This is a genomic window from Subtercola vilae (assembly GCF_004923255.1).
Taxonomy (GTDB): Bacteria; Actinomycetota; Actinomycetes; order Actinomycetales; family Microbacteriaceae; genus Subtercola; species Subtercola vilae.
The window spans coordinates 83,188-96,704 of sequence record NZ_QYRT01000003.1 but is presented as its reverse complement, the minus strand read 5'-3'; the positions used below and the strand labels follow the sequence as shown (position 1 = coordinate 96,704).

12 protein-coding genes are annotated in these 13,517 nt (G+C 61.6%); 1 reads left to right on the top strand and 11 read right to left on the bottom strand.

The window, feature by feature from the left end; genetic code table 11:
• Positions 1–81: 81 nt before the first annotated feature.
• The 3 genes from D4765_RS02265 to D4765_RS02255 form a co-directional block, all read right to left on the bottom strand.
• Complete coding sequence (locus tag D4765_RS02265; protein WP_136640606.1) at positions 82–891, bottom strand: ATP-binding cassette domain-containing protein; 810 nt, start codon at positions 889–891, stop codon at positions 82–84.
• Positions 888–1,934 carry an ABC transporter permease gene (locus tag D4765_RS02260; RefSeq protein ID WP_136640605.1) on the bottom strand — a complete coding sequence of 349 codons (1,047 nt, stop codon included), beginning with the start codon at positions 1,932–1,934 and terminating at the stop codon, positions 888–890. The genes D4765_RS02265 and D4765_RS02260 overlap by 4 nt, the downstream gene beginning before the upstream one ends.
• 69 nt (positions 1,935–2,003) lie before the next feature.
• Positions 2,004–2,969 carry a substrate-binding domain-containing protein gene (locus tag D4765_RS02255; protein WP_136640604.1) on the bottom strand — a complete coding sequence of 322 codons (966 nt, stop codon included), beginning with the start codon at positions 2,967–2,969 and terminating at the stop codon, positions 2,004–2,006.
• A gap of 256 nt (positions 2,970–3,225) precedes the next feature.
• Here D4765_RS02255 and D4765_RS02250 point away from each other — a divergent pair, with 256 nt between their 5' ends.
• Entirely contained in the window at positions 3,226–4,437 is a 1,212-nt protein-coding gene (locus D4765_RS02250) for a Gfo/Idh/MocA family protein (protein WP_136640670.1), read from the top strand.
• On the opposite strand, the gene D4765_RS02245 is transcribed toward D4765_RS02250, so the two are convergent.
• Genes D4765_RS02245 through iolC form a run of 8 tightly spaced genes read right to left on the bottom strand, consistent with a single transcriptional unit; the run spans position 4,430 to position 13,516 of the window.
• Positions 4,430–5,203: a TIM barrel protein gene (locus tag D4765_RS02245; RefSeq protein WP_136640603.1), complete on the bottom strand. Its 774-nt coding sequence runs from the start codon at positions 5,201–5,203 to the stop codon at positions 4,430–4,432. The genes D4765_RS02250 and D4765_RS02245 overlap by 8 nt on opposite strands.
• Positions 5,200–6,210, bottom strand: a complete 1,011-nt coding sequence (iolG, locus tag D4765_RS02240; RefSeq protein WP_136640602.1) for an inositol 2-dehydrogenase — start codon at positions 6,208–6,210, stop codon at positions 5,200–5,202. Before iolG ends, D4765_RS02245 begins: the two co-directional genes overlap by 4 nt.
• A gap of 25 nt (positions 6,211–6,235) precedes the next feature.
• Positions 6,236–7,153 carry a sugar phosphate isomerase/epimerase family protein gene (locus D4765_RS02235; RefSeq protein WP_136640601.1) on the bottom strand — a complete coding sequence of 306 codons (918 nt, stop codon included), beginning with the start codon at positions 7,151–7,153 and terminating at the stop codon, positions 6,236–6,238.
• Positions 7,150–9,078 carry a 3D-(3,5/4)-trihydroxycyclohexane-1,2-dione acylhydrolase (decyclizing) gene (gene iolD, locus D4765_RS02230; protein ID WP_136640600.1) on the bottom strand — a complete coding sequence of 643 codons (1,929 nt, stop codon included), beginning with the start codon at positions 9,076–9,078 and terminating at the stop codon, positions 7,150–7,152. Before iolD ends, D4765_RS02235 begins: the two co-directional genes overlap by 4 nt.
• Positions 9,078–10,004 (bottom strand): 5-deoxy-glucuronate isomerase, encoded by a 927-nt coding sequence (gene iolB, locus D4765_RS02225; RefSeq protein WP_136640599.1) that lies wholly within the window; start codon positions 10,002–10,004, stop codon positions 9,078–9,080. Before iolB ends, iolD begins: the two co-directional genes overlap by 1 nt.
• 31 nt (positions 10,005–10,035) lie before the next feature.
• Positions 10,036–11,592, bottom strand: coding sequence for a CoA-acylating methylmalonate-semialdehyde dehydrogenase (locus D4765_RS02220; protein ID WP_136640598.1), 1,557 nt, complete (start codon positions 11,590–11,592; stop codon positions 10,036–10,038).
• A gap of 53 nt (positions 11,593–11,645) precedes the next feature.
• The gene (locus D4765_RS02215) at positions 11,646–12,557 is read right to left on the bottom strand and encodes a class I fructose-bisphosphate aldolase (protein WP_136640597.1); all 912 of its coding nucleotides are present in this window, start codon (positions 12,555–12,557) and stop codon (positions 11,646–11,648) included.
• On the bottom strand, positions 12,554–13,516 hold the full coding sequence (iolC, locus tag D4765_RS02210; protein WP_136640596.1) for a 5-dehydro-2-deoxygluconokinase: 963 nt from the start codon (positions 13,514–13,516) through the stop codon (positions 12,554–12,556). Before iolC ends, D4765_RS02215 begins: the two co-directional genes overlap by 4 nt.
• Between the last annotated feature and the right edge of the window lies 1 nt (position 13,517).

Sequence of the window (13,517 nt, the reverse complement as noted above, 5' to 3'; positions counted from 1 at the left end):
GGAGCACTCAATCAAGACCCAAAAAGCCTTCGTTGGCTCGTGCTGCTTTTGCCTCCTTCCGATCCGTCGCACACGTCGGAACTAAGAACGTCGTTCGGCGCGTTCGAGCTCGTGCGCGAGCGAGTCGAGTTCCGCACCTCCGGCCATGAGACTCGTCAGCTCGCCCAGCGTGATCTGAGACTTTTCAAAATCCCCGATGCTTGTGCCTCGGTTGAGAAGAAGAAACCTGTCGCCGACAGGATAGGCGTGATGCGGATTGTGGGTGATGAATACAACTCCGAGTCCTTTGTCGCGCGCCCGGGCGATATAGCGAAGAACAACGCCAGATTGCTTGACGCCAAGCGCCGCCGTGGGCTCGTCCAGAATCAAGACGCGAGCCCCGAAGTACACTGCCCGCGCGATTGCAACGCATTGCCGTTCACCGCCGGACAGAGTACCGATGGGTTGATCTACATCACGTAGATCGATGCCCATGTTCGCGAGTTCCTCGACGGTCACTCGCTTCATCTCTTTCACGTCGAGGCGCCGAAAAGGACCTGTGCCTCGGGTCAGCTCCGAGCCGAGAAAGAAATTGCGCCAGACCGGCATCAAGGGAACCACGGCGAGGTCTTGATAGACCGTCGCGATGCCCATGTCGAGCGCCGCTCGAGGCGATGAGAACGTAACCGCAACACCATCTATCAGAAGCTGGCCCTCGCTCGGCGTGTGAGCGCCTGCGAGAATTTTGATGAATGTGGACTTTCCAGCGCCATTGTCACCGAGCACACATGTCACTTGGCCGGCGTTCACTTTGGTGGTGATGCCTGAAAGAGCATTCACTGCTCCATAGCTTTTACCGATTGCATTGACCTCGATGATCGTTGCCGGGGTGGTGGGTAGCGTGACGGTCATCGACTTCCTCCTGTTGCTCTTCTGCGAACCCAGTGATTCAGGAAAACCGCGAGCAGGAGCATGCCGCCCAAAACGGTTCGGAGCCAGTTCGTGTCCCACTGAGCGAAGGTGATGCCCTGGAAGACCATGCCGTAAATCAGTGCGCCAAGCGCAGCGCCAACCGCCGACCCGTAACCACCGGTCAGAAGGCATCCGCCCACGACGGCGCAAATGATGTAGATGAATTCTTGTCCGACACCAGTATTGGCTTGCACTGTCGAAGTACGGAACAGGGAGATCATTCCGACGAGCCAGGCAGCCCCTGAGGTGGTCATGAACAGGCCGACTTTGGTTTTCATAACAGGCACGCCGACCTGACGCGAGGAGTTCAGCGCTCCGCCGACAGCAAAAATCCAGTTGCCAGCGCGAGTACGGAGAAGCACCCAGGTGGCGATGATGGTCACAACGATCCACCAGACGACGGAGATGTAGAACACGCCGCCGCCGATAGTGAGCGAGGAGCCGAAGAACGCTGCGATCGAATCGTAGAACGGAACTTTCGTCATGCCCTGAATCGCGACCTGGCCGGTCAAGAGTTTCGTGACGGCAAGGTCTGCGCCGGCGAGAACGAAGAACGTGCCGAGGGTGACGATGAAGCTCGGCAGGCCTGTGCGCATGACGACGTATCCGTTGAGCGCTCCAATCGCAAGAGCGACGGCGAGCGACACGATCGCTGCGACCCAGATGTTCACCCCGAATTGAGTGGTCAGGATTCCGACCACAAGAGCGGTAAAGCCGGTCATGACGCCTGCGGAGAGGTCGAACTCGCCACCGATCATCAGCAAGGCCACTGCCACGGCCATGATGCCGAAGGTCGAGGCAGATTCGAGCCAGACACCAGCCCCTGGCAACGTGAGGAAGGTGGTGGTGTAGACGGAGAAGAAGATCATGACGGCAAGTGCCGCGACCAGTGCGCCTGTCTCGGGTCGTCCTAATATGCGGCGAATGGGCCGGTTCTCAACACGCGGCCGCGTCGCGATGGTCATGATGTCTGTTGTTGTCACAGGGTGTCCTTTCGTGTAATGCGGGGAAAGCGCGCAACCGTGCGCCCCTCCCCCGCATTGACCGGAATGCTAGCGGGTGCCGTTCTTGGCGAACTGCGCAACCTGTGCGGCATTGTCTTTCGTGACGAATGCCGGCCCGGAGTAGACGGGCTGGCCACCACCGATGATGTTGCCATTGGTGCTGTCGAGGAACAGAGCTGTGACACCGAGGAAACCTTGCACGTAGGGCTGCTGGTCTACGGCGAACAAGATAGTGCCGGCCTGAACGTCAGCGACGACGTCTTCAGACAGGTCGAATGTTGCGACCTTCGCGGTGCTGTTCGATTCACTGACGCCGCCGACCGCGTCAAGGGCGTACTGTCCACCCAAGGTCAGCACGCCGTCGATGGAAGGGTCTGCTTGAAGCTTTGACTTGATCGTGGCCTTGACCTCCGAGTCGTTCGTGCCATCGACCTGCAGGTTGGTCATCGTGCCTTTGAAGGTCGACGTGGCAGCCTTGCACCGTTGCTCGAGTCCGACATTGCCTGCTTCCTGGATGACGCACAGAACGTTGTTCAGGCTGGAGTCGTTCAGCTTGTTGCCGACGGCCTGGCCTGCCACCGTCTCGCTCTGGCCGATGTGGGTGATTGCACCGTATGCTGCTGACTCCTCGATGCCCGAGTTGATCGTCACGACGGGGATGCCTGCTGCGACAGCCGCTTTGATGCTCGTCTTGAGGCCTTCGGGATTAGCCATCGACACGACGATTCCGTTGACCTTCTGAGCGACGGCGTTGTCGATCAGTTGCGATTGCTTCGCCGGGTCAGGATCGGCGTTGTACGTGATCGTCGCGCCGTAGTTCGAACCTGCAGCTTCGGCACCAGACTTCACGCGATCCCAGAAGGCATCACCGGGGCCTGAGTGAGTGATCACGGCGTAGGTGTACTTCGCACCGTTCGGGTTGGCAGAGTTCGTAGCCTGGCCGGTGCCGGAACAGGCCGTCAGTAGAATTCCGGCGACGGCGACAATGCCGATCCCGGTGAATAGTCTCTTCATTATTTGCGTTCCTCTTGTTGTGTGCATCCACCTGATGTGGCGGGGTGAGAACTGCTGACTGACGTCAGTGCACGAAGGAACATTCTGTCCTCTGAAAGCAAGATCTTCATCGAGCTGCCTACCTGCATGTTTTGACGTCAGCGTCAGCATGATTCTGCGGCATCATCTCTCCCGATGTCAATACTTAGTCCTTACATTCTCTCATTCTGCGTATAATTGGTCTGTACGATCATTCAAAGACGAATTGAGGCAGCGCATGACACATCGCAAAACCATTGGAGTGGGCCTGATCTCGGTCGGCTGGATGGGGCGTCTGCACTCGCGCGCCTATCTCGCTGCCGCTCAGCACTACCCGGAGATCCCCGTTCGCGCTGCATTGGTTGTCGCAGCAGATCCAGACGAGAAGTCTCGCGAGTACGCCACTGATGTTCTCGGCTACCGGGAGTCTGTCTCCGACTACCGGGCGGTCCTTGCGCATCCTGATGTTGATGTGGTGTCGATTTGTTCGCCGAATTTTCTGCATGAAGAGATGGCGCTCGCCGCAATTGCCGCGGGCAAACCGTTTTGGATCGAAAAGCCGATGGGACGCGGCGTGCTCGAATCCCGACATATTGCCGAAGCCGCGTCGGCCGCTCAGGTGGTGTCGTCTGTGGGGTTCAACTATCGAAACGCACCGGCGGTGGAGCACGCCCGGCGGCTCGTGCGCGACGGCGCGCTAGGCACCATCACCAACGTGCGAGTGGCATTCATGGCCGACTACTCCGCCGACCCCCTGGGCGCCTTGACATGGCGTTTCAAGAGAGATCTTGCGGGCAGCGGCGTGCTCGGTGACCTCCTCTCGCATGGCGCCGACCTGGCCCAGTATGTCGTCGGCAGAATCGTTTCGGTCACCGCGATGACCGAAACATTCATCCCACAACGTCCGTTACCGGCGTCTGGGGCGGTCAGCCATTTCAGCCGCGGTACCGAGGATGCCCCGATGGGCTCGGTCGAAAATGAGGACTATGCGGCCCTCCTCGCTCGGTTCGCCGGTGGCGGCGTCGCTGTTCTTGAATCGAGTCGGGTATCGGTGGGACCCCGAGCGCAGTATGTACTCGAGGTCTACGGCACCAAAGGGTCACTTCGGTGGGACTTCCAGCGCATGAACGAGCTAGAAATCGCTGACGACCTGTCTGGATTCCGAACAGTGCTGATGGGCCCCGGAATGGGCGACTTCGCGCGGTTCCAGCCCGGGGCAGGAACCGGGATGGGTTTCGATGATCTGAAGACGGTAGAGGCGTCGCTGTTTCTCCGCTCGGTTCTGGAGAACCGGCAATACTCTGCTTCGGCGACGGATGCGTGGGCCGCAGCTGAGATTGTTCACGCGGCACAGACCAGCGCCGAGACAGGCGCATGGGTCGCTGTCGGAGAAACCATGACCCAACACGGGCCGAGTCAATCGGGGCTGACTGACGACGTCGTCAGCTGAAGGCGGCCTGAAACGCGTCGAGTGCGGCGTCGGGGTCGCCGCTCGCCCAGCCTTCCAGGGCCACTACGCCCTCATAACCAAGCGATCGTAGCTCAGCTGCGATCGCTTGGTACCTAATCTCTCCGGTGCCGGGTTCGCACCGGCCGGGAACGTCAGCTACCTGGATTTCACCGACCCACGGCAGTGCGCGGCGAACGAGATCGATGAGGTTTCCTTCGCCGATTTGGGCGTGGTAGAGATCCAGGTTCAGTTTGAGCCCAGGGCTGTCGACAGCGGAGACCAAAGCGAGGGTATCTGCGGCCCTGGCGAACGGGGTGCCGGGATGATCGACGGCAGTATTCAGGTTCTCCAGGGTGAATACTCGGCCGGCACTCTCACCGAGTTCCGCGATGCGGCGGAGCGTGTCTTCTGCCGTGAGCCAATCGGCACCGGTAACGTGGTGCCCCGAGATGACAGGCAACCCCTTCGCATCGAGACCGGTGCCGTGCAGGTTCAATCGTGGCGAGTTGATGATTTCGGCGGCCTGCAGCGATTCTGCAGCCGTACTCAAGAGTTCCCGAATGCCCTCTGCGCTCGTCAGGTCTCCCCGCAGGTAGCCCGTCATTGAGGAAATAACGGCCCCGGTCGCTGCAATCTCCGTGAGATTCTTGGTGTTCCAGCCCCAGATCTCCACTTCGAATCCTCGCTCGTGGAGTCGCTTCACGCGCTCTGTGAACGGGAGCTTCAGGTACAGCATTTCTGCCGATGCGGCGAGGCGGAAGCTCATGAAAGGTCGACAGCGACAGCGGTGTGCTGCTCCGCTGAGCGTTGGGCTGCGTCGGCAAGGATGAGAGCGGCGCGGCCGTCGTCAAACGTCGGGCTCGTCGACGCCTCACCGCGGGCAAGTTTGACGAATTCCTCCAGTTCTGCGGCGTATGCTCCGGCGTAACGCTCGAGGAAGAAGTCCTGGTACGGCGGCCGAGACTCAACTGCGGTTGCGGTCGAGACGCTCACCAGGCTGGTTCCCTGATTTGCGACCTGAAGCATGCCGAGAGCGCCGAATGCTTCGATGCGCTGGTCATAGCCGACGGCGCTGTGTCGGGAGTTCGTGATGGTCACGATCGCGCCGGACGCCGCCCGCAGTACCGTCACGGCCGTGTCGAAGTCGCCGTGCTCGCGCGCTCCGGCATCGAAGGTTCTGGTACCGACGGCGCTCACCTCGACGATGTCGGACACAAAGAACCGGGCCATGTCGAAGTCGTGAATGGTCATGTCACGAAAGATACCTCCGGACACGCCCACGTAGGCCGCGGGCGGCGCAGACGGGTCGCGGCTGATGATCGAGAGCTGCTCAATATCACCGATTTCTCCGGCCGCCACTCTCGCGCGCGCCTCGGCAAAGCCGGGATCGAACCGACGGTTGAAGCCAAGCGCGATCGGTACGCCCGACGATGCGACCCTCGCCCGAAGCCCTTCGACGCGCACGATGTCGAGGTCGATGGGCTTTTCGCACAATGCGGGAATGCCTGCGTCGAGTGCCGCTGAGATGAGGTCGATGTGGGTGGCTGTGGGCGAGGCGATGAGCACTGCATCTACTTCGCCTGACGCGAAGACTTCGTCAGCCGAATCGGTCACTGTTCCGCCGTAGACCGAGGCTGCACTTTTGGCACCGTCGATGAACGGGTCGCACACCCAACTCAGCACGGCATTCGGTGATGCGGCGATACTCGCGGCATGCACCATGCCGATCCGACCGGTGCCAATGAGCCCGAAACGGAGAGGTCGTTTGGTCATTTCAAGGTTTCCTGTCGAGAGTGGTTCATACCCAGGCGCTCAACGCGTCGCGGTTGAGTCGTTGATCGTGGGCACGTTGTTGTTGGAAGGTGGGAAGTGAGAGGTCGCTGCCGTTCAGAACGTCTTGTTCGACAACAACCCATCCCTCAAAGCCGCGCTCGTCGATGGCGGCCATCACAGAGGGAAGGTCGATGTCGCCTGTGCCGAAAGCGACAAATGCGCCCGAAGACCAGACCTCGGGCATTCCGCCGCCCGCTGCCAGCACCCGCTTCAGCTCGGCAAGGTCGACGTCTTTCAGATGCAGATGGTTGATGCGCCCTCCCCACCGCCGCACTGCCTCAAGCGGGTCGCCTCCGGCAATGAAGAGATGCCCGGTGTCGAGAGTGAGATCGATGTCGACGTTGCTGAGAAACCGATCGATCTCATCGGGAGACTCAACAAATGTTCCCGCGTGGTGATGAAATGTGGGCTCGAACCCAGACGCCCGCACGAGGTGTGCCGCGTGTGCAGCGTTTGTGGCAAGTCGCTGCCACCCCTCGTCGTCGAGAGGATCCTCAGTCTGCCCTCGCCCGGGTGCGGCACGTCTCGCTGCGGAGCCGTCGTCAGCGAGAGTCGGCAGAGGAAGACGATTGGGGCTTGATTCAGCCGCATCCGAGAAGACTCGAAGCGCATCGGTGAGACTGGGCAGCGCTGCTTGAAAAGCTTCATCGTCAGAAAACGGCAACTGCACCCAGCCGCCAGCCAGTTCGAGGCCGAAGTTCGCAAGCCTTCTACGCAACTGATCTCCGCGGCCGAAGTAGCCCACCGGCCCGAGATCCACACCGTCGTAGCCCGCCTCGGCGAGAATCTGAAGCATGTCGTCAGCGGCAACCGTTTCAGCTCCCTCCGGCGTCATCTCGAAGACACCGAAACTGACGGGCGCTCCGGCAACTGTTGCTTTCACTGAGCAGATTCCTCTCCGAGCAGCGAGCGTTGGGCTGTGCGTTGCACCTCGTAGTCGGCTCGGGCGATCCGAGTCGATTCCAATGTCGACACTTCGGCCACCGGCACGTCCCACCAGCCCCCACCATCAGGACCGTAAATGCGTGGGTCGCTGTTGATATGGATGAACGTCGCGCGCGATGAGGCTTTAGCGACCGCCATCGCAGCGGTGAGGTCGCCGATGGCGCTCTGCCCCGCCTCGATTTCGATGACGTCGATTCCGTAGCTGCGGGCATTCATCGCCAGATCGATCGGTAACGGCAGTTCGGTTTGAAAGTTTCGCGCTTCGGGGTCGAAATGCCGGTACAGCGTGCCGAATCTTTCTGAACCGACGGTCTCAGAAAGGTGCCCGATGGAGGCGTATCCGTGATTCTGAATGAGCACCACGATGATCTTGATACCTTCGGCGACGGCGGTGACAAGCTCAGAACTGAGCATCAAGTACGAACCGTCACCGACCATGACGATGACATCTCTGTCAGAACCTTCTGCCAGGGCTCCGCGTTTCACACCCAGCCCGCCGGCGATTTCGTAACCCATGCAAGAGAACGCATATTCGACGTGATACCCCAGCGGGTCACGGACTCGCCAGAGTTTGTGCAGGTCTCCGGGCAGTGATCCGGCGGCTTGAACGATGACGTCGTCAGGGTCGGTCGATTCGTGAACGGCCCCGATGATCTCTGGCTGCCCCGGTAGAGCGAGACCCGAGGGGAGGAACGCCTGATCCACAGCCGCATCCCATTCCGCCTTTTCTGCGGTGATGCGGTGCGCGTATTCGACATCGACCAGAACGCCGTCGGTGTGGGCCAGAAGTTCGGTCAGAGCTTCGCGGGCGTCAGCGATGACGGCCATCTGAGTACCGTGTTTGTACGCATCGAAAGCGGCCACGTTGATGTTGACGAACCGAACCACCGGGTTCTGAAAGGCCGTACGCGAGCCGGTGGTGAAGTCGCTGTACCGGGTGCCGATACCGATGATCAGATCTGAGGTTGCAGCCAGCCGGTTCGCTGCCGTTGTGCCGGTCGCACCGATACCGCCAAGGTACTGCGGGTGATCCCAGACCAACGAGCCTCCGCCCGCCTGGGTAGTCGCCACCGGGATTCCGGTCTTCTCGGCGAACGCGCGGAGTTGTTCTTCTGCTCCCGAATAGAGCACACCTCCGCCGGCGACAATGAGAGGTCGTTTCGCTGCTCTGATCGCGTCGATCGCACGCGCGAGAGCCGGCCGCTCAGGAAGCGGGCGCCGAATGTGCCATTCCCGGTCTTGCAAGAACGAAGTGGGCACATCGAGGTGTTCCGCTTGAACATCTTCGGGCAGGGCAATTGTCACCGCGCCCGTGTCTGCTGGGTCAAGCAGAACGCGCATCGCCGAAAGCGCGATCGAATACAGCTGCTCGGGTCGTTGTACCCGGTCGAAAAACTTCGACAGAGGGCGGAAAGCATCATTGACGGTGATTCCGATGTCGTGAGGCAACTCGAGCTGCTGCAGCACGGGGTCGGCGACGCGTGTGGCGAAGGTGTCACTCGGCAACAGCAGCGCAGGTAGCCGATTCGTCGTGGCCACAGCTGCGCCAGTGAGCATGTTGGTTGCGCCTGGGCCAACGGAGGCAGTGGCGGCGAACGTTGCGCGGCGACGATGCATCCGCGCGTATCCGACTGCTTGATGCACCATTGCCTGTTCGTTTCGGGCTTGGTAATAGGGCATCAGATCGGGCGAATCGACGTTGAGCTGTTTCAGCGCCTGGCCCACGCCGGCGACATTTCCATGCCCGAAGATACCGAAGACACCGGGGATGGTGCGTTCGCGAAGGTTCCCGTCGACAGTCCACTGGTGCGCGAGAAACTCTATGAGCGCCTGGCTGACCGTCATTCGTTGTGTTGCCGCCATCAGTGCCAGCCTTTCCTGGTCGAGGTGCTGGTCGTATAGGGGAGCCTGTTGTCAACGTGCTGGTTGTTCCAGCTGTCTCGAACCCAGGCGTGCGCGGGGTCGTCGCTGATGAGCCACGCTCGCTCGGCATCCGGGCCCGCCATCACGTTCAGGTAGTAGAGGTCGTACCCGGGCGCTGCCACCGCCGGGCCGTGGTAGCCGAAGGGCACCAGGGCGATGTCGCCGGTCTGCACCCTCGCGTTGATGTCGATCTCGCCGGCGGGCGACGAGTATGTGCTGAACATGCCGAATGACGCAGCGGGCTCGGGGGCAGCTGACCCGCCTGAGCGGGTCGGAGCCGACTCGAAGTAGTAGATCTCTTCAAGCCGCGATTCGTGGCCGGGCACGTTCTCGTCGTGCTTGTGCGGCGGGTACGACGACCAGTTCTGCGAGGGCGTGATGACCTCGCAGACGATGAGACGCGCGGCGTCGAGAGCCTGGGGCGTGCCGAAATTGTGCACCTGGCGACTGGATGCCCCCGCCCCCCTCAGCTCGACCGGAGTCTCGCTCGCGGCGATGTGCCGCGACGGCCGCACGTCGGTCGTGGGCGACGTGGTGACGGCGAACCGCCCCACCCCCCGAACCGTGGCCGTGGCCGCCGACGAGAGGTAGAGAACGTCGGTCGGGCCGTCGAAGACCGACGACCGGCCCACGAGGGTGACCTCGGTGCGTGAGCCGGCTTCGACGTACGACACCTCGAACGAACCCGCGAGGGGAACGATGATGCGCTCGATTGCGGTCTCGTCGAGCTCGAGGCGCTCGCCCGCCGCAAGCTCGGCGACACGGATGCCCGTGTGCGCCCAGCCCGCGGTCGAGGGGTCGACGACGCTCTGCCACGGCCCGCGAGCGAGCTCGCCGCGGGAATAGAACCATCGTTGGTCAGTCATGTGGTGCTCCAGAAAGAGGCGTGCGCGAAAATCAGTCGTGCTGCGGGAAACCGAGGTTGATGCCGCCATGGCTCGGGTCGAGCCACCGGCTGGTCACGGCCTTCTGCTGCGTGAAGAACTTCACGCCTTCGGCGCCGTGGGCCTTGGTGTCACCGAACAACGAGTCTTTCCAGCCACCGAACGAGAAGGTCGCGACCGGCACGGGAATCGGCACGTTGATGCCGATCATGCCGACCTGGATCTCGTTCTGAAAACGTCGGGCTGCCCCGCCGTCGTTGGTGAAGATCGCCGTTCCGTTGCCGAACGCACCCGAGTTGATGAGCGCCACGCCCTCTTCGTAGCTCGAGACCCGCACGATGGCGAGAACCGGGCCGAAGATTTCTTCGGTGTAGACGCGTGACGAGGTCGGCACGTTGTCGATGAGGGTCGGGCCGAGCCAGAATCCGTTCGGGTCGCCGTCGGCAACCACATCACGGCCGTCGACGACGATCGTCGCGCCGTCTTCTGCGGCGATCTCGATGTACGACGCAACCTTGTCGCGGTGCACCTTGGTGACCAGCGGGCCCATGTCGCAGCCGCGGCGACCGTCACCGGTACGTAGCGTCGCCATGCGCGAGACGATCTTCTCGATCAGTGGATCTGCGACCGGCTCGACCGCGACGACGACCGAGATGGCCATGCAGCGCTCTCCGGCAGAACCGAAGCCCGAGTTGATGGCGGCGTCGGCCACGAGGTCGAGATCGGCATCGGGCAGAACCAGCATGTGGTTCTTCGCGCCCCCGAGGGCCTGAACGCGCTTGCCGTTCTTGGTTCCGGTCTCGTAGACGTACCGGGCGATGGGGGTGGAACCGACGAACGAGATCGACTTCACGTCGGGGTGGGTGAGCAGGCCATCCACAGCCTCTTTGTCGCCGTGCAGAACAGTGAAAACGCCCTCAGGCAGCCCCGCTTCGGCCCACAGAGCAGCAAGCCAATTGGCGGCAGAGGGGTCTTTCTCGCTGGGCTTCAGAACGACGGTGTTGCCCGCAGCGATGGCGATGGGGAAGAACCACGACGGAACCATGGCCGGAAAGTTGAAGGGCGAGATGATGCCCACGACACCGAGCGGCTGGCGGATCGAGTACACGTCGATGCCGGTCGAGACCTGTTCGCTGAACTCGCCCTTGAGGTGGTGCGCGAGACCGGTCGCGAACTCTGCAACCTCTTGGCCGCGGCTGATCTCGCCGAGCGCGTCGCTGGTGACCTTGCCGTGCTCGCTCGTGATGATCTCAGCGAGCTCGCCCTTCTTCGCGTCGAGCAGCTCACGAAATTTGAACATGATGTTCTGACGCTTGGCGAGCGAGGTGTCGCGCCAGGCAGGGAACGCAGCGGCGGCACTGGCGACGGCCGCGTTGATCTCGGCCTGGTCGGCCAGGGCGACGCGTTTGGTGACGATGCCCAGGGCGGGGTCGTAGACGTCTGCCGTACGGCCACTGTGCGAGGGCGACTCGGCACCGTCGATCCAGTGCGGCACGGTGGGCAGATCGGTGACGGCAGGGTCTGTGGTGCTGTCTGTGGTGCTGTCTGTGGTGCTGTCTGTGGTGCTCATATTTCGAATTCCTTACGTGTCTGTATTCGTGAAGCTGGATTACATGCTGCTCTTTAGCGAGCGATGGCTCCAGCCGAGTGAACCAACGCAGCAGCAGTGTCGACGGCGGCGGCGACATTGCCATCGGGTGGATACAACAGAGTACGGCCCGCAGTCAAACCTCGTACCCCTGGAAGCGAAAGTGCGTCTTCCCACGCAGCGAAGGTCTCGTCTGGGTCAGCACCGGAGTCGCCACCGAGCAGCAAAGTCGGCATGGTGGTGGCGTTCATCACGCGCTCCATATCGTCGACCACAGGCAACTTCAGCCAGGTGTAGGCGCTGCTGCTGCCGAGTCCGGCTGCAATGGCAACAGAAAGTACGACGGCGTCAGTGGAGAGGTCATTTGCGACGTGAGTGCCGGACCAGCGGGACACAAACGGTTCGAGCATGATGGGCAACTTGGCCTCTGCCGCCTGCCCCACTGCTCGAGCGGTGGATTCCAAGGTGCTCACGGTGCCGGTGTCATCGAGATTCACGCGCAGCAACGTCTTAGCGAAGTCAATTCCTGACGAGGCCATCGCCGGCACGTCGTACGCGGTGAACCGATCATCCATTTCGAACGAAGCACCGCGAAGACCCCCCCGATTCATCGAACCGACAATGATTTTGTCGTCGAGCAGACCCAGAGCGGCGAGATCGTCGATGATATCGGGCGTGCCGAGCACACCATCGACTCCAGGCCGGCTGAGCGCAATGGCCAGCCGATCGAGAAGAACGTAGCGGTTCTGCATCGCCATCGGGTTCGTGCCGACGCCAAGAGCGCCGCGGGCTGGATGATCCGCAGCAACGATGAAGAGGCGACCGTCTCCGCGGTTCACGTCCCTGCGCCGCCGGGACACGAGCGCTTCGCGAATCTCCCAGGGCCGGAAGGCGCGAATCTCCCGAAGGCGGTCGAAATCCGCGCCGCTGAGTAGCCCATCGGTCACAATTTCACCCCGGTCTTGACGATGGATTCGATCTCCTGCGTCGTCGGCATTGCGGTTGAACACTCACGACGGGAGGCAACAATCGCACCCGCTATGTTTGCGAACTGCACGATGGTTCGAAGATCCCAGCCAGACAGAAGCCCGTGGCACAGAGCCCCGCCGAAGGCATCGCCGGCGCCAAGGCCGTTGACGACTTCGACGAAGTATGGGGGCACTTCAACGGTCTCGTCGCGCGTCATCGCGAGCACACCCTTCGGCCCCTGCTTCACAATTGCGAGCTCGACTCCGCGGTCTAAGAGAGCAGCCGCCGCGCGGAGCGGCTCGGTTTCACCAACCGCGATCTCGCACTCCTCTCGATTGCCCACAGCGACCGTGGCAAAGGCCAGCGCCTCAGACACGTGATGCGATGCGGTGGCAGCATCGGGCCAGAACATCGATCGATAGTCGAGATCGAATATGGTGCCAGCTGCACGCCCTCGTGCCGACAGTGCCGCCAGGTGAGCACTTCGGCTGGGCTCCTGAGTAAGCCCGGTGGCCGTGAACCAGAAAATCGCAGCCGATCGCACCGATTCCACATCGAGGTCTTCGGGCTCGACGTTCAGATCAGGCGCCTTGGGCTGGCGGTAGAAATAGATCGGAAAATTGTCGGGGGGAAATATTTCACAGAACGTCACCGGCGTCGGCAGCGTGGGGTCGACTTTGACCGAATCGGTACCCACACCGAGACGATTCAACTCGCGCAGCAGATACCTGCCGAAGGGATCATCGCCCACCCGCGAGATCAGGTCTACCCGACGGCCGTGCCGAGCTGCTGCGACTGCCACGTTTGCGGCACTACCACCGAGAAACTTTCCGAACGTCTCGACGTCTTCAAGACCGACACCGTCTTGCAGAGGATAGAGATCGACACCGAGTCGGCCGAATGCCAGCACATCGACTGGGGGAGAAAGTGTATTCATA